The organism is Christiangramia portivictoriae DSM 23547 (assembly GCF_000423045.1).
GTDB lineage: Bacteria > Bacteroidota > Bacteroidia > Flavobacteriales > Flavobacteriaceae > Christiangramia > Christiangramia portivictoriae.
This window is the reverse complement of sequence record NZ_KE383972.1, coordinates 565163-588123: the sequence shown is the minus strand read 5'-3', so window position 1 is coordinate 588123 and position 22961 is coordinate 565163. Positions and strand designations below refer to the sequence as shown.

Sequence of the window (22961 nt, the reverse complement as noted above, 5' to 3'; positions counted from 1 at the left end):
ACTGTACTTACGGTAAAAGATCCAGTCGCAGTCTGGCAGGTCGGTTGAGATACAGAATCCACCACAGGAGCGTTTGGATTCTGACCCGCTTCCACTACGATACCATTTAAGTTTGTAGTACATCCATCTGAATCGGTTACAGACACTGAATAAGTTCCAGGAGCAAGATTTTCCCTGTCTTCTACATTATTGCTCCCAGGTAAGTCAGACCAGTTATAGGTATAGCTCCCTGAGCCACCTTCAGTGCTGATGTCGATACTACCATCTGAACTGTTTTCGCATGTTTCGTTTGTCTGATTATTTATAACTGTAAATAAAGGAGGAACTACTTCAATAGACTGAGCAGTTCCACATTTTGGTTTGATATCATTTCGATCTAATGGGCATACCTCATTGGGAGAAGCAGATGTCCAAGCAATTAGAAGATTTGTGATTTCAAGAGTCGTTCCACAGGTATAATTGATCCTGTCAAAATTGATAGTTGTGATGCCGTTGCCAGGAACTGGACCTTCACAGCCACTAATTTCTTCAGAAGAAACTAAATTTCCATCGACATCGTACGCATTTAAAGTTCCCCAAAAGGCAAAGGAAGTTCTAGTTGACTTTGTTTTGTTGTCAATGGACACCGCCAATGTAGGGTTCAATTGTGTGTCTCCCGTACAGGTAAAACATGGCTGCAAATTAGTTAATTCCGCTCCAACAACGCTTAGGTCATTTGAAGTACAGCTAGTAGTGAAATCACTGCTTTGGGCTAATAGACGATCACTGCCAAAACAGATCACAAGAAGTAGCGATAAAAATGAAATAGTAGTTTTCCAAATCATATCAATAATGTTTAGAATTATCAATCCTTGTTGTTATATCGATCTTACCCGATATGGTTTATAATTTTTTCAATAGCAATTGATCAAAAGAGCAAGGTCCTTTGATTGGGGATGTCAAAAATATTTTGAAATACAACCGATAGTTTTGAGGAACTACTTTAGAGAAGTGTGGGGGTGACTCTATTATGGTGCAATTCTGAAGTAAAATTAGAGAGAATAAAGGGCTGAAGTGTATAATAATCAGCTTTTTAGATATAACGCGTTATAATCTCGTTCAAAGACTGTATACAATCCCTAGACTGGGAAATAAAATGCAATCTAAAAAGTCATCTGTCAGAATATTGTAGGAATTTAAGATTTATCGCAGAATAAATAACCTAAATTCATTGACTAAATAAGCTGTAAACAATTGATTAACAGTTGCAAAGCAAATAAAAATTTTGTAGTCCGTTAAATTTTCAACTTGTCGGTAAAAAAGAAGATTTGTGTACAATATCCGACAAAATGCATCTTTTAACCATACGGCATCAAATGTTCCAGAATCCATCAGAAACTTTTCGAACTTACTCGCGAAACTCGTAAATTGCAGGAAAAGCGGCCGGCATATGAATAATAATCTTAACGATTACCGTAAAACTTACAAGAAGGATCGCATTGAGGATGATGCAATTCCTGCTGATCCACATTACTTCTTTCAGGAATGGTTTAAACAGGCAGATATTTCTAATAAGATACTGGAAGCAAACGCCATGACGATCGCTACGGTTGGAAAGGACATGATCCCAAAGTCCAGGGTTATTTTATTAAAAGCATTCGGGAAGGAAGGTTTTCATTTTTACACCAACTATTCTTCAGATAAGGGAAAGGCACTGGCAGAAAATCCTAACTGTTGCCTGTCATTTTTCTGGCCAGAGCTTGAAAAACAGATTATCATACAGGGAACTGCCGTCAAAATTTCGGAAGAAGCATCCACCAAATATTTCCATTCAAGACCTAAAGGAAGTCAGTTAGGGGCCGTGGCTTCAGATCAGAGTTCAGTAATCCCCTCCAGAAAATTTCTGGAAGAAAAATTAGCAGAACTTGAAAACCAATATGATTCCGCAGAAATCCCAAAACCAAAAGACTGGGGAGGCTACATTTTTCAACCTGAAACCTTTGAATTCTGGCAGGGTAGAGAGAGCAGATTACATGATCGCATACGCTACAAAAAAACTACCAACGCCTGGAAACACGAACGTTTAGCACCTTAATTTATGAAACGATTAATCTTAGTACGACATGGGAAATCTTCCTGGGAGAATGAGCTTCCAGACCACAAACGACCTTTAAAGAAGAGGGCGTTCAGGGATGCTGAACTGGTTCTTAAGAAATTTCAGAATTTTTATCAACCTGGAGGCCTGTTCTGGAGCAGTTATGCCGTTCGTGCACATGAAACCGCGAAACTTTTTAAAAAGAGTCTGAACATTAAGGAACCAGATTTCGAGGTGAAAGAAGAACTCTATACCTTTAACCAGAATGAACTACTCAGAGAAATACAGGAGTGTCCAGATGATCGGGATCAATTGATCGTTTTTGGTCATAATCCTGCCATGACCATTCTGGTAAATTTTCTCGGAGATAAGAAATTCGATAATGTTCCAACGACCGGTCTTACTGTGATCGATTTTGAAACGGAATCCTGGAAAAACATTCATCAAGGCAAAACTATTTTGCATCTGTTCCCGAAAAATCTTCGCTAAACCTTATGGCTAATAAAAATTATACGAACCGCGAATTAAGTTGGTTAAGCTTTAATGCAAGAGTTTTACAGGAAGCGGCAGACGAAACAGTTCCCCTGATTGAAAGATTAAGGTTTTTAGGGATCTTTTCAAACAATCTCGATGAGTTCTTTAAAGTAAGATATGCCACAGTTAAAAGAATTGACCTGGCAGGCAAAGCAGCAAAAAGTGTTCTTGGCGGAATCAAAGCGAGTAAATTACTGGAAGCCATTACCAAAATTGTAATAGATCAACAGTCTGAAAGTCTTAAAATACTGGAGGATATTCAGGAAAAACTGAAGGAGCATAATATCCACGTGATAAATGAAGATGAAGTAACCTATAAACAACAGGATTTTATAAAAAACTTCTTTTTAAGTAAGGTAAGCCCCGCTCTTGTTACCATCATTCTGAATGAGCTTCCGGAAATGCCTTCTTTAAAAGATTCTGCAGCATACCTGGCGGTAAAAATGGTGATGACCGAAGAAGTAGAGCAGACTGAAGGAATAGACAGGATCTTAAAGAGGAAGACCAAAGAAAAACGTTATGTGCTCATTGAAATACCTCGTAATATTGAGCGTTTCGTAGTGCTTCCGGAGGAAAATGGCAAGCAGTACATCATTCTTCTGGATGATCTAATTCGTTATAACCTGCATACGATCTTTAATATTTTCGACTACGAAAGTCTTTCTGCACACATGATCAAAATTACCAGGGACGCAGGGCTGGATCTGGATAGTGACCTTAGTAAAAGCTTTATTGAAAAGATTTCAGACAGTGTCAAGGACCGTATAAAAGGAGATCCTGTTCGTTTCGTGTACGATAAGAATATTGATAGCGAGACGCTTACCTATTTAATGAATAAAATGGGGATTGAGTCTACCGATAGTATCATCCCGGGTGGGAGATATCATAACAGAAGAGATTATATGGACTTTCCAAGTATGGGAAGGGAAGAGCTGCAATTTGAAAAAAGAGAGCCTCTGCCAATACCTGGATTAATTCTTCAAACAAGTGTTCTAAAAGGTATTGCTGAAAAAGATTATCTTCTGTACACACCATACCAGAGTTTCGCCTACGTGGTTAAATTTCTTCGAGAAGCTGCTTTGGACCCAAAGGTGAAAACTATAAAAATAACGATCTACCGACTGGCCAAAATTTCGCATATCGCCAGTTCTCTTATCAATGCTGTTAAAAATGGCAAGAAAGTTACCGTACAAATTGAATTGCGTGCTCGATTTGATGAAGTTGCTAATATTCGTTATGCTGAACAAATGCAGGAAGAAGGTGTTAATTTGATCTTTGGTGTTCCGGGATTAAAAGTGCATTGTAAAACCTGTGTGATCGAACGTGAGGAAGAAGGCAAACTGAAGAGATACGGTTTTATAAGTACCGGGAATTTCAATGAAAATACTTCGAAAATATATACAGATTATACACTCTTTACCGCAGATGCGGCTATCCTCAAAGAAGTGAATATGGTTTTCGACTTCTTTGAAACGAATTATAAGGTCAACAAATACAAGCATCTAATTGTTTCTCCTCACTATACCAGGAATGTTATCTATAATCTCATTCAAACTGAAATTGACAACGCCAAAAATGGAAAACCCGCAGGAATAAGGCTGAAGTTGAATAGTTTGTCTGATAACGGAGTAATAGATAAGCTCTACATGGCAAGCAAAGCTGGTGTGAAGATCAAATTAATTGTACGAGGTATTTGCTGTTTAATACCTGGAGTTGAAGGTCTGAGTGAAAATATTGAAGCCATTAGTATCGTCGATAAATTTCTGGAGCATCCAAGAGTCTACATATTTGAGAATGCTGGAAATAGAAAAATTTACATTTCTTCGGCAGACCTGATGACCAGGAATCTTGATCAACGTGTTGAAATATCATGTCCAATTTATGATGAGGATATCAAGCAGGAACTCATAGAAACTTTTGAAATAAGCTGGAGTGATAATGTGAAAGCCAGGATACATTGCAAAGGTATGGACAATCCTTACCGCCGAACGAGCGGCGAGAATGTAAGATCACAGTTCGCGCTTTATGACTATTATTTAAGAAAAACTGAAATTTACGAATGATCAAACAAAAGAATTTTGCTGCCATAGATATTGGTTCAAATGCTGTAAGACTTCTCGTTTCTACAATTACAGAAAAAGAGGGTAAGGAGCCAATGTTTAGAAAAACCTCTCTCGTACGCGTACCTATTAGACTAGGAGCAGATGTTTTCCTGAAGAAAAAAGTTTCAGAAAAGAACACCATGCGTATGATCGATACCATGCATGCTTTTAATTTATTGATGAAATCTCATGGGGTCGAGAAATATAAAGCTTACGCAACCTCTGCGATGCGGGAAGCTGCTAATGGGCAGCAGATTGCTTCTATTATCAAGGAAAAGTCTGGTATTGACATAGAAATCATCGATGGTTCCCATGAAGCTGCGATCATTGCAGCTACAGATCTTCGTGCACTTATTCAGAATGATTGTAACTATTTATATGTAGATGTAGGTGGAGGAAGTACAGAATATACGATGTATAGTAATGGAGAAACAATTGCATCACGATCTTTTAAGGTTGGAACCGTACGAATGATGGAAGACCTGGTAGAACATCATACCTGGGAAGAAATGCGGGAATGGGTAAAGGAAACGACCCGGGAGTATGATGACATCGATTTAATAGGTTCTGGAGGAAATATCAATAACATTTTTAAAACCAGCGGCAAAAAAGAGGGTAAGGCACTTAGTTTAAAGTATATGCGGGATTATGACGAAAAACTCAATTCCTATACTTATGAGGAACGTATCACCGAACTGGACCTAAAAAATGACCGTGCAGATGTGATCATTCCCGCAACTAAAATTTATGTGAACTCCATGAAATGGGCGCGTGCCAACTGGATACACGTTCCAAAGATTGGTCTGGCAGACGGGATCATTAAATCACTTTACAATGATTCAAAAAGAACAAAAGTCTAACCGTGAATGCTTTCTTTAGTTCCCAGGTCTTTCATGATCTTGGCTTCAAATTCCAGTAGGTCTTCCCATTTTTGATCTACTACTTTCCGATCTTCACCGTATTGCCGGGCGAACTTCAGGAACATAGTGTAGTGGTTAGCTTCACTGATCATGAGGTCACGGTAAAATTTTGCGAGATCCTTATCTTCCAGTTCTTCAGAAAGAAGTCTGAATCGTTCACAGCTGCGGGCTTCTATCAAACCTGCAATAAGTAGGCGATGTACAAGTTGCGTGGATCTACTACCTCCTTTTGGGAAAAATTTCAAGAGCTGGATCACATATTCATCTTTCCGATCCCATCCCATTTTAAATCCCATGCTTAGCAGCCGGTCGTGAACCATCTTGAAATGTCCCATTTCTTCCCGGGCAAGTGCTGTCATGGCATTCACCAGTTCTGGATACTCTGGAAAACTTACAATCAGTGAGATGGCTGTTGATGCTGCTTTCTGCTCGCAATAGGCATGATCTACCAGGATCTCTTCAATATTTTTCTCTGCAATATCTGCCCATCTCGGGTCGGTAGGTAATTTTAGTCCTAACATAATTATACATCTAAATCAAAAGTTGCTCGCAATTGGTCGAGTAGAGGATTAGCCTCTTTCAGTTTTTCGTACTTTTCCTGGGGAGTAAAGGCATATTTCTTAGAAACAACTTCATCAACATGGATCACCAACCTAATATGGGTATTTCTAAGTCTGGCTTTTAGAAAATGCATGAGTCGGTTTTCTTCTCTTTCCAGATCGATCTTCATCGTTTCATTTGGAAAAGTTAGATGAATATCCTTGTCCTGGAGGCTTGGTGTCTGCGATTCGAATATGGAAGCAAGGATCTTTTCACCTTTACTTTTCAGCTTTTCCGAATAATTCTTCCATTCCCTTACCATATCTTCTTCAGAAAAAGTTTCATTCATTACCTCTTCCACAGGTAACATCGCTTTTTGCTTTTCTGCCAGCTCCTTTTTCTTGCCAATACTTTTTAAAGACAGACCAGAGACTTTTTCTCGTTTGATCTCCGGAAGTGACTTCTTAGTTCGAACAGGTTCCTCGCTCATTGCATTTCTGAGCTCCTGTACCTCATTGTCTTCTGAAGTTTTTGTAGTTGGCTTCGGAATAATATCTGAATCCTGATTTTGAACTGTTTCAGACTTATTTCCAGTAGCATTAAGCTTGGAGACAGCTGAAGTTTCCGTAGAATCTGAAGGGCTCTCGTTTGAATAATAAGATGCCTCTTCTGGTTTAGCACAGGATTCTGGTGCTTTTAACGGGTCTGGAAGTGCTATTTCTTCCGCAGGAGAAGATGTGTCGTGCTCATTTTCATTAAGTAATTGCTTCTTCTCGCTAGAGATTCTTACCGGTTGTTGCGTAAAATGTTCCGGGGGAACTATGTTACGATCAGACTTTTTTTTTTGAGTATCGAATGTGATGGATGCTAGTTGCATAAGGCAAAGTTCAACAAGCAATCTTTGGTTCTGACTTGTTTTATACTTCAGATCACAGCTATTCGCAAGCTCAATAGCTTCCATCAGAAATGGATGCGATGTTTTTTGAGATTGTGCAAAATACCGGGCTTTAGTTTGTTCTCCTACCTCGAGTAACTGGATGGTTTTTTGGTCTTTACAAACCAGGAGATCTCTAAAGTGAGAAGCCAGTCCCGCGATAAAATGATGTCCATCGAAACCAGTGGATAGAATCTCATTGAACTTCAAAAGCAAATGTGGAATGTTATTCTCCAGGATCATATCTGTCACCTGCATATAAGTATCGTAATCCAGGACGTTCAGATTTTCTGTGACTGCCTGTCTGGTAAGTTCATTTCCACTAAAACTTACCACCCGATCATAGATAGACAACGCATCACGCATGGCACCATCAGCTTTCTGCGCGATAATATGCAACGCATCATCTTCAGCATTTACGCCTTCCTGTTCAGCAATATAACCAAGATAGTTCTTGGCATCGGTTACAGTGATCCTTTTAAAATCAAAAATCTGGCATCTGGACAGGATCGTAGGAATGATCTTATGTTTTTCTGTTGTGGCCAGGATAAAAATCGCATGTTTCGGCGGCTCTTCAAGGGTCTTTAAGAATGCATTGAAGGCTGATGCAGACAGCATATGAACCTCGTCAATGATATAGACCTTGTATTTCCCTACCTGAGGCGGGATACGAACCTGATCGATCAAATTTCTAATATCGTCTACCGAGTTGTTGGAAGCGGCATCAAGTTCGAAAATATTGAACGCGAAATCTTCGTCTGGCGCCTGGGTGCCATCTTGATTGATCATTTTTGCCAGGATCCGGGCGCAGGTGGTTTTTCCTACACCTCGAGGTCCTGTAAATAACAATGCCTGAGCAAGATGATCGTTTTGGATCGCGTTGGCCAGCGTATTGGTGATCGCCTGCTGTCCAACAACATCTTTGAATGTTTGAGGCCTGTATTTACGTGCTGATACTACAAAGTGTTCCATCAAGATCTATTGAACTACAAATATAAAAATCCCAATTCTAATCGAGCTGGACCGGGTCGATTTTTATGAACAAATGACCTGAGAAATGAACATAATTTGACTTACATTTGCCGAAAGCAGACCGCCTTATCGCTCCGACTCACATTTCGGAGAGGAAAGTCCGGACACCACAGGGCAGTATAGTGGGTAACGCCCACCGATCGTGAGATCAGGACCAGTGCAACAGAAAGAATGTACAGGTTAAGCTGTAGTGAAACCAGGTAAACTCTATGCGGTGCAATGCCATGTAAACCGGCATTTAAGGATCGCCCGTTCGTTGCCGGAGGGTAGGCAGCTCAAGATTAGTGGCAACGCTAATTTCAGATAAATGATAAGGGATCCGATCTATTTATCGGATGACAGAATCCGGCTTACAGGTCTGCTTTTTTACTTTCCACGTGTTGATACACCCGTACATAGTCTATGATGAATTTTTGTGGAAAATTTGAGTCGTCAATCTTACCAGCCCATTTTCCTCCAAGCGCTAAATTGATCAATATAAAAAATGGTTTTCTAAAAGGGTTGTTATTTGCTCCGGCAGCTTCAATTTCAAATGTGTGATAAATTTTGTTGTCCACCAGAAATTGGATACGATCGCTATTCCAGTCGATTGAATACACGTGGAATTCTTCGGAAACGCTTTCGATGAAAGTAGTATCGGTTTTCGAAACGATCTCATTGTCCCTGCTGGCGTAATGAACACTGCCGTGTATTTCTCCCTTGATTTTGCCAACATGCTCCATAATGTCGATCTCACCAGCTTCTGGATAATCGACTTCCATAAAGTTTGATCCAAGCATCCATATTGCTGGCCAGGAGCCGGCACCTCCAGGTAAACTGGCGCGAACGTCTACGCGTCCATATTTAAAATCAAATTTGCCTGAAGTATGAATACTGCCAGAGGTGTAGTTGGTTTCCGGGGTGTTAATGCGATAATCATTGATCTCAGGATCATAATCTGGATTTTCGAAGTATTCATTTCTGGCCGTTATGATCAACTTGCCATTTCTAACACGTACGTTTTTCTTTCGTGAAGTATAATACTGGGCCTCCAGATTTCTTATGAACCCGGTCTCGTAACTCCATTTTTCCGGATCTGGTTTTCCAGATTTCTCAAATTCATCCTGCCAGACCAGTTTCATTTGCTGGGCGCTCATAGTGGAACTTATTACACAAGAAATTATTGAAAATAGAATAAGCGAATACGCTTTTAAAATCTTAGTTCTGAGAAAGTAAACCATTGGCCCAGGCAAGAGCTTCAGATGTATCAACGAACATTTCAAAAGGTATGGTTGCAAATTGTTTTTCAAAATTTGCGGTAAGTGCGGCCTCATTTTCATGTAGAACAATAGCGATTCCCACCAGAGACTGTCTTTGGATAAGATCGATATATATGATTGGGTTAACGTTATATTTGTTCTTTCTATTGCTTAGATATACCCATTTTCTGTCTCCAAAGTGATCGTAGAAGATTTCCCGCATCTCTTCTATCTGTTCTTTGTCCAGAACCTGGTCCTCCATGATAGTAGAAATCACATATTGCTCATGCAGTTCAAGTTCGGCATACGGGAGTCTTAGTCTTCTTACTTGGTGTGTCATTCTATGAAGGTAATAATTATTCGAAGAAACTAAAAACACTGCTTCCGTATTTTCTTGAATGGCTGAAATGAGGAAATTTACTTAGATCTGTATGTTTCGAGTGCTCGATGATCAGCGAGCCATCCTCATTTAAAAGCTTACGTTCAAAGATAATTTCAGCGATCTTTCCAAATTGATCTGTACTGAAGTCGTATGGAGGATCTGCAAAAATAAGATCAGATTTAATCGCAGTTTTTCCAAGAAATTTGAAGACATCACTTTTAATAGCCATGATTGGGAGATCAAGATCTTCTGAAGTTTTCCTGATAAATTTCACACAATCAAAATGAGCGTCTACCGCAGTAATGTCTTCGGCACCCCGGGAACCAAACTCGAATGCCAGATTACCTGTTCCTGAAAACAGATCAAGAACTTTAAGGTCAGACAGCCGATACTGATTATTCAGAATATTGAATAATGCTTCCTTTGCCATATCGGTAGTTGGTCGAACCGGTAATTTAGATGGTGCAGTGATCCGTCTTCCTTTATGCTTCCCAGATATGATTCTCATGTCAAACTTTTAATAGTTAAATAATCTGCCAATGGATACTCTGGCATTGCTGCCTCGGAAAAACTATAATTATGAAACATCCCTAAAAAAGAAACATTTTTAATGTATCTATAAGCTATCTCATATTCTTTTGAATTCTTCGTAATGTCTCCTAGCAGAGTTAATTCTACCACTTCCGGATCCAGGTCTAATTGTTCAAAAGTAAAAAGCAGGTAATAAATAAAATCTTCTTTGGTTTCAAATTCGAAACTATTGGCAAAGATCAATTTTGAATTCTGAATAACAATTAGCTCATAATGTTGCAAATGAGTGTGCAAGTAAGCCTGAGGTGCTTCCGAAGTTTTGTGATGTAGTAAACTTTCAATTAGAACACTTAGACTGTGACGATATTCAAATTCCCCGAACATGTCAAAAAAGTAATTGATAATATTGGCGTAGGGGATATAAACATTAACAAGCTCCTGGTTTATCTCGTCATGAGCAATAAAGTCGGTTTTCAGGATCTTGGTATTAAACTTCAGGTAGCTTACCGCCTGTGCCTCATCAAATAAATCCAGAGGAACCAGCGTAAAGAGGGTATTGGTAAAAAACAAACTAGCTTCCTCGACCTGCTGTTGAAGCAAAGGTTCCTGTTCGATAATCAATTCAATCCTGGCAAGTACTTTTACGGGATCCAGTTGTTTTTCGAAATCAAATCTTTTTAAATATTCTATCTCCTGCCGCTCCTTATCCAGGATACAAAAAGAAAGTCCATTCAGGCTAACCTGAATGGACATTTTCTTTTTTGTTGTTGTAATATTAGTCGTTGTCGCTATCTCCACCATATCTGTCAAACCCATTACCACTGGTACTAACTTCTGTCATGCTACCAACGCTAATGTATCTTCCGTTTACATCATCTACAGACTGTACTTCATTTTCCTGAAGGATAAGTGTTCTATCCTGATCTGATAAGACTACGGCTTTAGGTATTCTAGCTTCGAATACCGGTATCTTATTATCTCCTTTTTGAATCGTGCCTGCTCTAAGTTCGAACCTCTCGTTAACTCCTTCTACAGGAACATTCATCATTGTTTGATATCTTTCTTTATTACCTTTAAACAGGGAGTCTCTAACTGGAACGAAATCCAAAGTATCGATAATTACTTTTTCAATGTTCTTATCTACTCCATATGTTTTAGCGTACTCTTCATCAAGCATAACAGTATCGCGTCTCTGAGTAATCGCGAATTCAGCTGTATCAATGAAACGTACCAGGCTATCCCAGTTGCCAGTAAATCTTCCAGTTACTTCCTGATGAGCAAGCTCAGCAGCTCTAATATCCTTAAGATTTTTGATTACTTTGGTATATCGTTTTTCCTTGATCTTATTAAATTGTAGTGGTTCGTAAACCGCGTTGAAAGTAAGATATGCCAGGAAGATAATAACCAACCAAAGGAGTATCTGAATTACAAATCTCATGCTTTTAAAATTTAGTTTAGTTTAAAGGTTAATGGGTTACACGCAAATCTACAACTTTTTTTTATTCGCAAAAGTTTCTGTCATAAAAATCCATTAGTATCTTTGAGTTTTTACGCACTTTTTATGGACATACCCACGCCGGATTCCTTCTTTAAAATCCTTGCTGAAGACCTTGAATTTCAACCAACCGCAAAACAGGATATCGCACTGCAGATGCTTTCAAAATTTGTAGTGGAAGGAGGAAAGGATAAATTGTTCCTGTTGAAGGGTTTCGCCGGAACCGGAAAAACAACCATTATAAGTACGCTTACCAAAAACCTCTGGAAGATCCGGAAATCCGGAATTCTGCTCGCTCCAACCGGAAGAGCGGCAAAAGTGATCTCCAATTACTCTAAGAAAGAAGCATTTACCATACACAAGAAGATCTATTTTCCGAAGAAGTCGGGAAACGGCGGAGTTCAATTTACATTACAGCCCAACAAGCACAAGAATAGCCTCTTTATTGTGGATGAAGCTTCTATGATCTCAGATGATGGAGGGAATTCAAAACTTTTTGAGAATGGCTCTTTGCTGGATGATCTTATTCAATATGTTTATGCAGGACACAATTGTCAGCTCATCCTTATAGGAGATACCGCGCAGTTACCGCCAGTGAAAATGGAGCTGAGCCCAGCGTTGGAAGAGGAGAAACTGGGACTTAATTATGACAAAGAGGTTTCTTTTATAGAACTGGATGAAGTGGTGCGGCAAAGTGAAGGCAGTGATATCCTGCACAATGCAACTCTAATCAGGGAAAGCCTGCAGGAGGAGTTCTACGAAAGTTTTCAATTCGAGATTTCTGGAAACGCAGATGTTATACGATTAACTGATGGTTATGAGATCATGGACGCCATCCAGGATTCTTACGGAGAAAATGGGCATGAAGATACCAGTATTATAGTAAGGTCCAATAAAAGGGCGAATATGTATAATCAGCAAATAAGATCCCGTATTTTATTTCAGGAAGATGAGCTTTCCCCGGGAGATTATTTAATGGTTGTAAAGAATAATTATTTCTGGATCAAGCCAAGCAGCGAAGCGGGATTTATCGCAAATGGAGATATTATAAAAGTGCTGGAGATCTTTGGGTTCAAGGAACTTTACGGCTTTAGATTTGCTGAAGTACAGGTTCAAATGGTAGATTACCCTAAAATGAGACCTTTCGAAACAGTCATCATGCTGGATACTCTTACAACCAACACACCATCACTTACTTATGAAGAATCCAACCGCCTTTATGAAGAGGTAAAAAAAGATTATGCCAACGAAAGATCGAAGTACAAGCAGTTTATGAACATTAAGAACAACAAATACTTCAATGCTTTACAGATCAAGTTTTCATATGCGATTACCTGCCATAAATCCCAGGGTGGACAATGGAAAAATGTTTTTATTGAGCAACCCTACCTTCCCAACGGAGTGGGGAAGGAATACCTAAGATGGTTATACACTGCAATCACCAGGGCGCAGGAGAAATTATACCTGATAGGTTTTGGAGACGATTTTTTCGCTGGTAAGTAATTGCTATTTTTACATAAAATTATACCTATGTACGATCCTTCTAAATTACGAATCATCGCGATGATCCCTGCGCGCTATGAAGCCTCAAGATTTCCTGGTAAATTGATGCAGGACCTCAATGGACAAACGGTTATTGCTACAACTTATAAAGCTGCGAAAAACACGGGTCTTTTTGATGAAGTGTATGTAGTAACAGATGATGATCGCATCTATAATGAAGTGAATCAAATTGGGGGAAAGGTCGTACGTAGCGAGAAAGAACATGAATGCGGTAGCGACAGGATCGCAGAAGCTGTGGAAAACATGGATGTGGATATAGTGGTAAATGTACAGGGAGATGAGCCGTTTATCGACACGAATAGTCTAACCAAATTACTGGAAGTTTTCCAGCAACCAGGATCAAACGAAATTGATCTGGCCAGCCTGAAGACCGAACTTAAAGACCTGGAGGAAATCAACAATCCTAATAATGTGAAAGTGATCACCGGTAAAGACCAGTCTGCACTATACTTTTCAAGATTTCCAATTCCTTATCCCCGTGATGCTTCAGTCGAGACTGTTTATTACAAACATATTGGCATTTATGCTTTCAGGAAATCTGCTCTAATGGATTTTCATCGTTTGCCAATGCTGCCTTTAGAAGCTTCAGAAAAAATAGAATGTATACGTTACCTTGAGTATGGCAAAAAGATAAAGATGGTGGAAACCAGTGTAAAAAGTATAGGGATCGATACTCCGGAAGACCTGGAAAAAGCCAGAAAACTGCTAGCTAATTGCTAACAGCTTTCTTATAAGTTTCCAATGCCCTTTCCCGAGCTTCCTTATGATCTACCATTTTATCTGGATATTCATCGGTTCCGAATTCTGGAACCCACTCTTTTATATACTCATGATTTTCATCATACTTATCGATTTGAGTGGTTGGATTAAAGATTCTAAAATATGGAGTAGCATCTACACCACTGCCCGCAATCCATTGCCAGTTCCCAACATTTGATGACATTTCGTAATCCAAAAGTTTTTCAGCAAAATAGGCTTCTCCCCATCGCCAGTCTATAAGCAGGTGTTTGCAAAGAAAGGATCCTACCAGCATGCGTACGCGATTGTGCATAAACCCAGATTTATTCAGCTGCCGCATTCCCGCATCCACTAAAGGGTAGCCTGTTTCTCCATTTTTCCACTTCTCGAACTCTTTTTTATTGTTACGCCATTTTATACGGTCGTATTTAGATTTAAAGGCATCGGTCACCGTATCTGGATAATGGTAAAGGATCTGCATAAAAAATTCTCTCCAAACCAATTCTTCCAGAAAAGTTTTATTATGCTGCTTATCGGCATCTCTCACCATCTGGCGTACGCTCACCGTACCAAATCTAAGGTGTGGCCCCAACCTCGATGTTCCTTCTACTGCTGGAAAATTACGCTTGCCTTCATAGTCCTTGATCAGGCCAGGTGTCACCTGGTAATCTGGTACTTTTAAATCTGATTTTTTAAAACCAATGTCACTAAGGCTTAAATTAGGAAGCCGACTGTTTTCGTACAGATTATCCATATACCTGGTGGTATAATGGAAGTCCAAACCCTTCTTCTTGAACTCCTCCATCCATAAATTTTTATAGGGAGTGTAAACCTTATATGGGTCGCCATCATCTTTGACTACCTCATCCTTTTCAAAAATCACTTGGTCCTTAAAATCACAGAATTCTATATCTTCCTTTTCCAGTAATTCTGAAATTTCCTTATCACGTTCTTTCGCGTAAGGTTCATAATCACGATTGGTAAAAACTTTCTTTATGTCGTAGGAATTCAGTAATTCCTGAAATATATCTTTTGGTTTTCCATGATACATGGCAATCGAACTCCCATGCTTGTCCTGAAGTTCATCGCGCATCTTCTGTAAATTTTCAAAAATGAAAGTGACCCTTGCATCATCTTCCGGAAGCTTTTCAAGAATTTCAGAATCAAAAATAAATATAGGCAGCACAGGTTGGTCATCCCGCAATGCTGCCTTAAATCCCGCATTATCATCTAATCTAAGGTCCCTTCGGAACCAGAATATATTTACTGTGTTCATTAATTAATGTTTAATGTAGATAATCCGCCGTCTACTCCTAAAACCTGCCCGGTGATCCAGGAACTTTTTTCGGTGAGCAGGAAGCCGGCAAGATTAGCAATATCTTTTGCTTCTCCAACTCTTTTTAATGGGTGGCGTTGATCCATTTTCTTTTTCTTATCATCACTGGAAAGTAATTTACCGGCCAGTGGTGTATCTGTTAAAGAAGGAGCGATTACATTAACTCTAAAATTTGGAGCGTACTCGGCTGCCAGTGATTTGGCAAATCCTTCAATCGCACCTTTCGCTGCTGCAACGCTGGTATGAAAAGGCATTCCAACTTTTACTGCGACTGTGCTAAAGAAAACGAGACTAGCCTGGTCAGATTTTTTTAAGTTAGGTAATAATCCGTGAACAGCGCGTACAAGTCCGAAGAAATTAAGATTCATTTCCTTTTCAAAACTTTCGGGCTTCATCATTTTGAATGGTTTCAGATCAATGGAACCAGGACAATAAACCAATCCGTCAATTTGCTCCGGGAGATGAATTTCTGAAATATCATTTTCCAATACGTCAAACTCAAAATGTTTTACCTTATCTGTATCCAGATCTCCTTGCGATCTGGAAAGTGCATAAACTTCATGATCTTCCTTCAGCATTTCGGATATTTCATTTCCTATACCGCTGCTTCCTCCTATAATGACTATATTCTTTTTCATAATAATTAATTTAATATATCGTGTTTTTGAGTCTGGCTCTGGATTTCCGGTTCAGTGTATTCTCCAAATAACTCAATAAGTTTTTCTCTTCTGTAGTCAAAGATTTCCTTCAGTTTTGGTTTGACAAGAATTGGATGTGCCAGTCTGCCAAGAAAACCCATGGGCAGTTTATAATCTACTATATCTTCCATTTCCACACCACCTGGAATCTTTTTAATAAAATGTTTGTGATGCCATAATGCATAAGGGCCAAATTTTTGTTCATCTATAAAGAACTCATGGTCACGAACCTGTGTGATCTCTGTAACCCATTTTGTTTTGATACCTGCAATTGGTGTGACTATATACTGAATTAGCTGCCCTGGATACATGGGTCTGTCTGCACCTGAAAGTATTTTAAAACCCATATAATCTGGTGTAATCGTCTTCAGATTTCGTGGATCTGATAAAAACTGCCAGGCTTCTTCCACAGAAACAGGTAATTTTTGTTTGCTTTTTAGAGTATAGATCTTCATCAGGGTTTCGTTTTTTATAAAATTACATGCAAAGTTGTTTAAAGTAAAATTTAATTAGTTAAACAAAACGTAAATCTGTGTGGGCAGCGTATTTCAGCACTGATTTGTATTTGATTTTATATTACGATTAAACTTATCTTTATTGAAATTTAAACAACCACACATGAAAAAACTATTACTATTCACACTGGTGCTGTGTACCGGATTTTCCGGCTTTGCACAAGTAGAAGCACCGCAACCTAGTCCGCTAGGAAAGATGGAACAAAAAGTTGGTCTCACCGATATCACGATTGAATATTCGCGACCAGCCATGAGGGGCCGTAAGATTTTTGGAGACCTGGTACCTTTTGATAAGGTATGGAGAACGGGTGCCAATCTCAATACCATTATAAGCTTTTCAGACAACGTGAAAATAGGAGGGAAGGAGCTGGCTAAAGGCTCGTACGCTATTTTTACCAAACCTCAAAAGGAGCAGTGGACCGTGATGTTCTATAAAACCACCAATAACTGGGGTGTTCCTCAGGATTGGGACGATTCCAAGGTGGCCTTAACCACCACTGCAGCCGTGGAAGAGATGCCAATCAATATGGAAACTTTTACCATTGTGATCGACGAGCTTAAAAATGATAGCGCGAATGTGAACTTTCTATGGGAGAATACCGTTGCCATTCTGGAAATCGAAGTACCTACAGATGATCGTACCATGGCAAGTATAGACAAGGTAATGAATGGACCAACCGCTCAGGATTATTTCTCTGCAGCATCCTATTACCACGAAGCAGGAAAAGATATGGAGAAAGCTTATACCTGGGTGAAGAAGGCAAATGAGATGAGTGAAGGTAAAGCATACTGGATGCTTAGAAGACAATCCTTAATCGAAGCTGAAATGGGTAAGAAGAAGGAAGCCATTGCTACTGCAAAAAAATCACTTGCAGCAGCAGAAGCTGCTAACAATGCAGACTATGTAAAAATGAATAAAGAATCCATCGCAGAGTGGGAATCTAAATAATTCGCTTCAGCTTTTATAAGAGAAAGGCTTCAGTTGGAACTGAAGCCTTTTATATTAGTATTCCAATTTGATCTCTTTTCTAATGGAATCAAGTAATTGCATTAATTCAAGCGTATTCTTTGTAGACCAGATATCACTTTCAGTTTTATTCTTTAAGAGCATTTCTCCCACGTGCTCTGCTTCGAATGTATAGCCATTGTTTTCTACTCCGTAATCACGCACTTCATGTTTATCATGTTGATGAGTGGTAATAGAAGTTGGTTCATGGAACCTGGAATTCATGATAACTTTGGTTTCTTCAAATTCCAGAATAGCTTCAGTAGGAGTTTTTTTCTTAAAAGTAGAGGTAAGTTCAACCTCTATGTCCTGGTCATAATGAAATTTGATATCACAGGATTCGTCTACTCCGGTTTCTGCTAATTGTGCTTCCGCAGTAATTCTATTGGGCATACCAAGTAAGCGATAGGCAAGAAATACCGGATAAATTCCAATATCCAGAAGACTGCCACCACCAAGAGATTTATTAAACAGCCTTTTCGTTTTGTCAAATTTAGCAGGAAATCCAAAGTCAGCTTTCAGGGATTTCAGGCTTCCATATTCTTTATTCTTAAACTTGCTTTCCAGATCACGAAAATGAGGTAAGAAGGCGGTCCAGAGAGCTTCCATGATAAAAACGTTCTTTTCCCTGGCCAGGGTGATCATTTCACTGGCCTGCTCGTAGTTTAAGGCGAAAGGTTTTTCACAGAGTACGGCTTTGCCATGTTTAATGCATTGGATGGCGAGTTCATGATGAAACGCGTGTGGCGTGGCGATGTAAACCACCTGTACCTGTTCATCCTTTAATAATTCTTCATAGCTTCCATATGATTTCTCTGCCTCAAACTCTGCTGCAAATTCTTCAGCCTTGTTTAAATCTCTACTTGCCACGGCATAAAGCTCAGCATTAGAAGCATGTTGCAGTCCATCACAAAATTTCCCGGCGATCTTTCCAAGACCCAGAATTCCCCATTTTATTTTTTCACTCATGTAGTGCTTACTTCTTTTTTATCATTTCTAAAGAGTTGTATTAGCAGCGCTATGGACATTACCAGTACGCAACCCAGGACATTCAGCCATAAATAAGGCATAATGTTCATTTTAAAAACAATGATCACCATGATCTGGGTGATAATGGCTGCTATAAAAACGGCATTACTTCTTACATATTTTATGAAGAAGGCCAGCAGGAAAATACCCAGTACGTTTCCATAGAAGATACTTCCAATGATGTTTACGAGTTGAATCAGGTTATCAAATAGTTCAGCAAGACTTGCGAAAAGTATCGCTATGGCGCCCCACATGAATGTAAACCATTTGGAAGCGACCAGGTAATGCTCATCGCTTTTGCTCTCTTTGTGATTTCTGCGATAGAGATCGATCACCGTGGTTGACGCCAGCGCATTCAATTCTGAAGCTGTGGAAGACATCGCGGCAGATAATATAACGGCAAGCAGTAATCCAATGAATCCCCTCGGAAGATTATTTAGAATAAAATGAATAAATACATAATCTTTATCATTGCTTTCTGCCTTAACGTCTGAAGCATCAATAAAAGTCTTTGCTTTTTCCCGTATCTCGAACTGTTCTTTCTCCAGATTGGAATATTGTGCCTTAAAACTGGCAGTTTCAGTTTTAGTCTGCGAGGGACTGGAAGCAAATTGAAGACCAAGTTCCTTTTTTTTCTGCTGTACTTCATCATGCTCCAGCATCAAATCCCTGTATTGCTCGGCATAATCTGAGTTTAGAACCGTTTCGGTCGCCGCAGGGTTGAAATTTAAGGGCGCTGGATTAAATTGATAGAAAACGAATACCATCACTCCCACAAGCAGGATAAAAAATTGTAAAGGCACTTTCAGGAGTCCGTTAAAGATCATTCCTAACTGACTTTCTTTTACAGAACCACCAGAGAGATAGCGTTGGACCTGACTTTGATCTGTTCCAAAATAGGAGAGCATGAGAAAAGTACCGCCAATGATCCCACTCCAGATAGTGTACCTGTTGTTGAAATCAAAGCTATAGTCCAGGATATCCATCTTGCCGCTAGTCCCGGCAATTTCAAGAGCCTTTGTAAAAGTGACATCTTCCGGCAGGTAACTCAAAATGATAAAAAAAGCAACGAACATCCCGGTGAGGATCACGGCCATTTGTTGCTTATGGGTAACACTCACAGCTTTGGTCCCGCCTGAAACGGTGTAAATAATCACGAGCACACCAATGGCAATGGTGAGATAGGTAAGATTCCAGCCCAGAACGGCAGAGAGTACGATCGCCGGCGCAAAAATGGTGATTCCCGCTGCAAGTCCTCTTTGTATTAAAAAAAGTATGGCGGTTAAAGTCCTGGTTTTCTGATCAAACCGGGATTCCAGATATTCATAGGCAGTATAGACTTTTAGCCTGTGATAGATGGGGATAAAAACGATACAGATAATAATGATCGCTATGGGTAGCCCAAAATAAAACTGGACAAAACCCATTCCATCATGGAATGCCTGGCCTGGAGTTGACAGGAATGTGATAGCACTGGCCTGTGTAGCCATGACAGATAACCCAATGGTCCACCACCTGGCATCTTTACCACCTCCCACATAATCCTCGACATTGGAACTTCCCCGAGACTGGTAGACTCCATACCAGACGATGAACGCGATTGTACCAATTAAAATGATCCAGTCGATTAATTCCATATCAGGCGAAAAGGTTCATGATAAAATAAAAAATGATGATATAGAAAAGGTTGGCGATCAATACGATCGTATAACTTTTCTTCCATTGATAGGTTTCTGGCTTTTCCATTATTTTCCAATCGAGATCAAGTTAGCAAATAGTCTATAAGCTCCTGGAACTGCCTCCGGAAATTGTCTGAAAAAGCTTAGTCCCGTATAGATATAATAACCTTTGCCATATTTGGCCACCAGTAAACTTCCTGCAGTTGACTCTTCTGAAGGGTCATTCATGGATAGAGGAGCTTCAAAGTCTTCAGACCAAGAATCTGCAAAATACAAACCTCTTTCCTGAACCCAATTTTCAAAATCTGAACTTTCCAGTTTGTTAGGAGAATTCAGGATTTCGTGTTCCGGCAGGTTAAAGTTCACTTCCGCATACTCATTGGTCACCCGGTCGCGTGAAAGCTGTAGCTTGAAAGGAGCAATATCGTCTGTGACCAAACCGCGATTGGTATTATACTGCACGATAAGATTTCCACCTTGATGAACGTATTCAAATAATACGCTATTCTGAGTTTTCAGATCTTCTATTATATTAAAGGATCTAATCCCTAAAACCACAGCGTCATATTTCTTTAATGAGTTTATCGTGATGCTGGAAGGATCAAGCATATCAACTCTGTAACCCATCTGACTTATGGCTTCCGGTACCATATCGCCAGCACCAGCAATGTAACCTACAAGTTCTCCTTTTTTCTTGATATTCAACTTAACCAGTTCCAGTTTTGCCTTTTGAATCAGATTTTGCGAGGGAATATAATCATAATCAATATTGATGATGTTTTGATCATAACGCTCAGTTTGTGTTTGCAGCACCGGAGTTAAGGTTGTTTCACTCTGACCTTCCGGAGGAATGATGGAAAACTTAAAAGATTGCAAACCACCTTTCTCAGCAATGTTTACCTCGAATTCTTGTGGTTCAATGTTCCAGCCTTTTTCAGATTTTAATTTTAGAACACCAGAAAGGTTTGCCTGGTTAGCCTTTATAGTAATGTCTGTTGTTTTCGATTCTGATGAGTTAAAAACAAGAATATCGTCCTGCAAACTGAGCTCAGCCTTAGGAATGACCTCAAAATTCTCATAGGTTTCTCCAAGTACCGGGTCGTTATATTTGTAAAGTATTGGTTTCTCAAAAATAATTGGAGTACCATTGATTTCAAGATTGAAAACTGCTTTATTCTGAAGAGGTGTTTGAGGCAGGCCTCTAAGATGTTGATCATCTACCTTGTACATTCCTATGGAACCATCAGCTTCCAGCCAGTATGGATTTGTAAAATCTGCATCATCCGGAAGTCTGAATACGAGATTTTGATTCCAGGTCTCATTGTTGGTAAGATCTTCTGCAGGTTCTGTTTTTGTATTATTCGGAATGAGTTCTACGGAAACTAAACGGACCTGCGAGTTGCTTCTATGAATGGCTTCCAGCTTTATATTCACATCCTCTGAAGGTGTAACCGAAGCTCGATCTGCAATGGCTTCAAGATAAAGCCCGGAACAGGCATAGATAATATCTTTGATTTGCCGGGTTTTAAGCTCTCTCCAATGATTGTCCTCAAGGGTCTCGATTAGACGGTAAGCTTTTAGAAGTTCTGGAAGGCTTTTAGAAGGATCTTCAAAATCAAAGTTTTCCTGAACTTCTTTCAAAATAGCACCTATTTTGTTACCTCCCTGAATCCTGTTCCAGCTGGTATCAATTCCGTCGAAAATATTGGTTTCATCATTTGGCATTTCACCTTTGATAAGTTCAATAAATTCAGTTTGCTTACCACGAGTACCGGTGCTTCCGAAGCCTTGTGACTTATGTTCACTTCTGCTCAGGCTGGCGATCTCTGGATTGGAAAGTCCTTTTAACGGGAAATATGTTCCGGTATCAAAGGTGATAAACCTCGACTTGTCTGCGTTTTCAAAAGCTTCAGTTCCACCATAAAACCATGGAGAGGTATTGAAGAAAAGTCTTTTTGGGTTATAGGTCGTAACCAAATTTAGTTGATCTGGATACTTAGTGGCATCACCAGCCAGATTAAAAGCTTCCACGCTTAGCATGGCAGAGGATGTATGGTGGCCGTGCGTACTTCCCGGAGTACGATGGTCAAACCTGTTGATGATCACATCTGGTCTGAATTTTCGAATGATCCATACCACATCACTGAGCACCTCATTTTTGTTCCAGATCTCTAATGTCTCTGAAGGAGTTTTGGAATAACCAAAATCGTTGGCCCGGGTAAAGAACTGTTCTCCACCATCAATTTTTCTTGCAGCCAGTAATTCCTGAGTTCTAATCATTCCCAGTTGCTCTCTAAGTTCTGGTCCTACAAGATTCTGACCTCCGTCACCCCTGGTTAATGAAAGATAAGCTGTTCTGGCATTCACTTCATTTGAAAAATGAGAGATCAGCCTGGTATTCTCATCGTCTGGATGAGCTGCTACGTAGAGAACAGAACCTAAAAAGTTCAGTTTCTGGATTTCGGAATAAATATCTGAAGAACTCCATTTTTCGGGAGCCTGCGCATTGGAGAAAGTACAGCCTAATAAGAATAGGGTAAAAAGTATTTTCCGCATTGAATAATAGGTTTCATCAAATATAAAAGTTTTCACATCGTCCTGAAGCCTATTTCAGA

General features: G+C 39.6%; 20 protein-coding genes, 1 other RNA gene and 1 pseudogene. 8 read left to right on the top strand and 14 right to left on the bottom strand.

The window, feature by feature from the left end:
- Nucleotides 1-824 (bottom strand): SprB repeat-containing protein (locus G529_RS16045; RefSeq protein ID WP_211220667.1); only part of this gene is annotated, 824 nt, incomplete at its 3' end.
- 605 nt (nucleotides 825-1429) lie between these two features.
- On the opposite strand from G529_RS16045, the gene pdxH reads away from it, so the two are divergent.
- From pdxH to G529_RS0115280, 4 genes are read left to right on the top strand one after another with little or no spacing between them, the layout of a single operon-like run.
- Complete coding sequence (pdxH, locus tag G529_RS0115295) at nucleotides 1430-2074, top strand: pyridoxamine 5'-phosphate oxidase (protein WP_026916363.1); 645 nt, start codon at nucleotides 1430-1432, stop codon at nucleotides 2072-2074.
- Between the two features lie 3 nt (nucleotides 2075-2077).
- Nucleotides 2078-2563: a SixA phosphatase family protein gene (locus tag G529_RS0115290; RefSeq protein WP_026916362.1), complete on the top strand. Its 486-nt coding sequence runs from the start codon at nucleotides 2078-2080 to the stop codon at nucleotides 2561-2563.
- Nucleotides 2564-2568: 5 nt separating this feature from the next.
- Nucleotides 2569-4671 (top strand): polyphosphate kinase 1, encoded by a 2103-nt coding sequence (ppk1, locus tag G529_RS0115285; RefSeq protein WP_026916361.1) that lies wholly within the window; start codon nucleotides 2569-2571, stop codon nucleotides 4669-4671.
- Nucleotides 4668-5570 (top strand): Ppx/GppA phosphatase family protein, encoded by a 903-nt coding sequence (locus G529_RS0115280; protein ID WP_026916360.1) that lies wholly within the window; start codon nucleotides 4668-4670, stop codon nucleotides 5568-5570. The genes ppk1 and G529_RS0115280 overlap by 4 nt, the downstream gene beginning before the upstream one ends.
- On the opposite strand, the gene G529_RS0115275 is transcribed toward G529_RS0115280, so the two are convergent.
- Nucleotides 5567-6151, bottom strand: coding sequence for a MiaE family protein (locus G529_RS0115275; RefSeq protein ID WP_026916359.1), 585 nt, complete (start codon nucleotides 6149-6151; stop codon nucleotides 5567-5569). The genes G529_RS0115280 and G529_RS0115275 overlap by 4 nt on opposite strands.
- 2 nt (nucleotides 6152-6153) lie before the next feature.
- A complete protein-coding gene (locus G529_RS0115270) occupies nucleotides 6154-8076 on the bottom strand; it encodes a DNA polymerase III subunit gamma/tau (RefSeq protein ID WP_026916358.1) in 1923 nt (640 codons plus the stop codon).
- A gap of 113 nt (nucleotides 8077-8189) precedes the next feature.
- Between G529_RS0115270 and rnpB the strand changes: the two genes are divergently transcribed.
- Nucleotides 8190-8505, top strand: an RNA gene (gene rnpB, locus G529_RS16315) — RNase P RNA component class A.
- Between the two features lie 8 nt (nucleotides 8506-8513).
- On the opposite strand, the pseudogene G529_RS0115265 reads toward rnpB, so the two are convergent.
- The 5 genes and pseudogenes from G529_RS0115265 to G529_RS0115245 form a co-directional block, all read right to left on the bottom strand.
- Nucleotides 8514-9257, bottom strand: a pseudogene (locus tag G529_RS0115265) (glycoside hydrolase family 16 protein); the annotation flags it as partial.
- Nucleotides 9258-9333: 76 nt separating this feature from the next.
- Nucleotides 9334-9714: a hypothetical protein gene (locus G529_RS0115260; protein ID WP_026916356.1), complete on the bottom strand. Its 381-nt coding sequence runs from the start codon at nucleotides 9712-9714 to the stop codon at nucleotides 9334-9336.
- Between the two features lie 16 nt (nucleotides 9715-9730).
- On the bottom strand, nucleotides 9731-10264 hold the full coding sequence (locus tag G529_RS0115255) for an RsmD family RNA methyltransferase (protein ID WP_026916355.1): 534 nt from the start codon (nucleotides 10262-10264) through the stop codon (nucleotides 9731-9733).
- Complete coding sequence (locus G529_RS0115250; RefSeq protein WP_051201478.1) at nucleotides 10261-11103, bottom strand: DUF3822 family protein; 843 nt, start codon at nucleotides 11101-11103, stop codon at nucleotides 10261-10263. Before G529_RS0115250 ends, G529_RS0115255 begins: the two co-directional genes overlap by 4 nt.
- Nucleotides 11063-11725, bottom strand: a complete 663-nt coding sequence (locus tag G529_RS0115245; RefSeq protein ID WP_026916353.1) for a hypothetical protein — start codon at nucleotides 11723-11725, stop codon at nucleotides 11063-11065. Before G529_RS0115245 ends, G529_RS0115250 begins: the two co-directional genes overlap by 41 nt.
- Nucleotides 11726-11848: 123 nt before the next feature.
- On the opposite strand from G529_RS0115245, the gene G529_RS0115240 reads away from it, so the two are divergent.
- The gene (locus G529_RS0115240) at nucleotides 11849-13285 is read left to right on the top strand and encodes an ATP-dependent DNA helicase (RefSeq protein ID WP_026916352.1); all 1437 of its coding nucleotides are present in this window, start codon (nucleotides 11849-11851) and stop codon (nucleotides 13283-13285) included.
- A gap of 27 nt (nucleotides 13286-13312) precedes the next feature.
- The gene (gene kdsB, locus G529_RS0115235; protein ID WP_026916351.1) at nucleotides 13313-14065 is read left to right on the top strand and encodes a 3-deoxy-manno-octulosonate cytidylyltransferase; all 753 of its coding nucleotides are present in this window, start codon (nucleotides 13313-13315) and stop codon (nucleotides 14063-14065) included.
- On the opposite strand, the gene G529_RS0115230 is transcribed toward kdsB, so the two are convergent.
- The 3 genes from G529_RS0115230 to G529_RS0115220 are packed head-to-tail and all read right to left on the bottom strand — an operon-like array spanning nucleotide 14055 to nucleotide 16572.
- Entirely contained in the window at nucleotides 14055-15359 is a 1305-nt protein-coding gene (locus tag G529_RS0115230) for a cryptochrome/photolyase family protein (RefSeq protein WP_026916350.1), read from the bottom strand. The genes kdsB and G529_RS0115230 overlap by 11 nt on opposite strands.
- Entirely contained in the window at nucleotides 15359-16057 is a 699-nt protein-coding gene (locus G529_RS0115225; RefSeq protein WP_026916349.1) for an SDR family NAD(P)-dependent oxidoreductase, read from the bottom strand. The genes G529_RS0115230 and G529_RS0115225 overlap by 1 nt, the downstream gene beginning before the upstream one ends.
- Nucleotides 16058-16062: 5 nt before the next feature.
- Complete coding sequence (locus G529_RS0115220) at nucleotides 16063-16572, bottom strand: SRPBCC family protein (protein ID WP_026916348.1); 510 nt, start codon at nucleotides 16570-16572, stop codon at nucleotides 16063-16065.
- A gap of 163 nt (nucleotides 16573-16735) precedes the next feature.
- Between G529_RS0115220 and G529_RS0115215 the strand changes: the two genes are divergently transcribed.
- Nucleotides 16736-17581 (top strand): DUF2911 domain-containing protein, encoded by an 846-nt coding sequence (locus G529_RS0115215; protein ID WP_026916347.1) that lies wholly within the window; start codon nucleotides 16736-16738, stop codon nucleotides 17579-17581.
- Nucleotides 17582-17635: 54 nt separating this feature from the next.
- Here the strand turns inward: G529_RS0115215 and G529_RS0115210 are convergent, their stop codons facing one another.
- From G529_RS0115210 to G529_RS0115195, 3 genes are all read right to left on the bottom strand, one after another.
- On the bottom strand, nucleotides 17636-18607 hold the full coding sequence (locus tag G529_RS0115210) for a Gfo/Idh/MocA family protein (protein WP_026916346.1): 972 nt from the start codon (nucleotides 18605-18607) through the stop codon (nucleotides 17636-17638).
- Complete coding sequence (locus G529_RS0115205) at nucleotides 18604-20304, bottom strand: sodium:solute symporter family protein (protein ID WP_026916345.1); 1701 nt, start codon at nucleotides 20302-20304, stop codon at nucleotides 18604-18606. The genes G529_RS0115210 and G529_RS0115205 overlap by 4 nt, the downstream gene beginning before the upstream one ends.
- Nucleotides 20305-20412: 108 nt before the next feature.
- Nucleotides 20413-22902 (bottom strand): PIG-L family deacetylase, encoded by a 2490-nt coding sequence (locus G529_RS0115195; protein WP_026916344.1) that lies wholly within the window; start codon nucleotides 22900-22902, stop codon nucleotides 20413-20415.
- Nucleotides 22903-22961 lie beyond the last annotated feature (59 nt).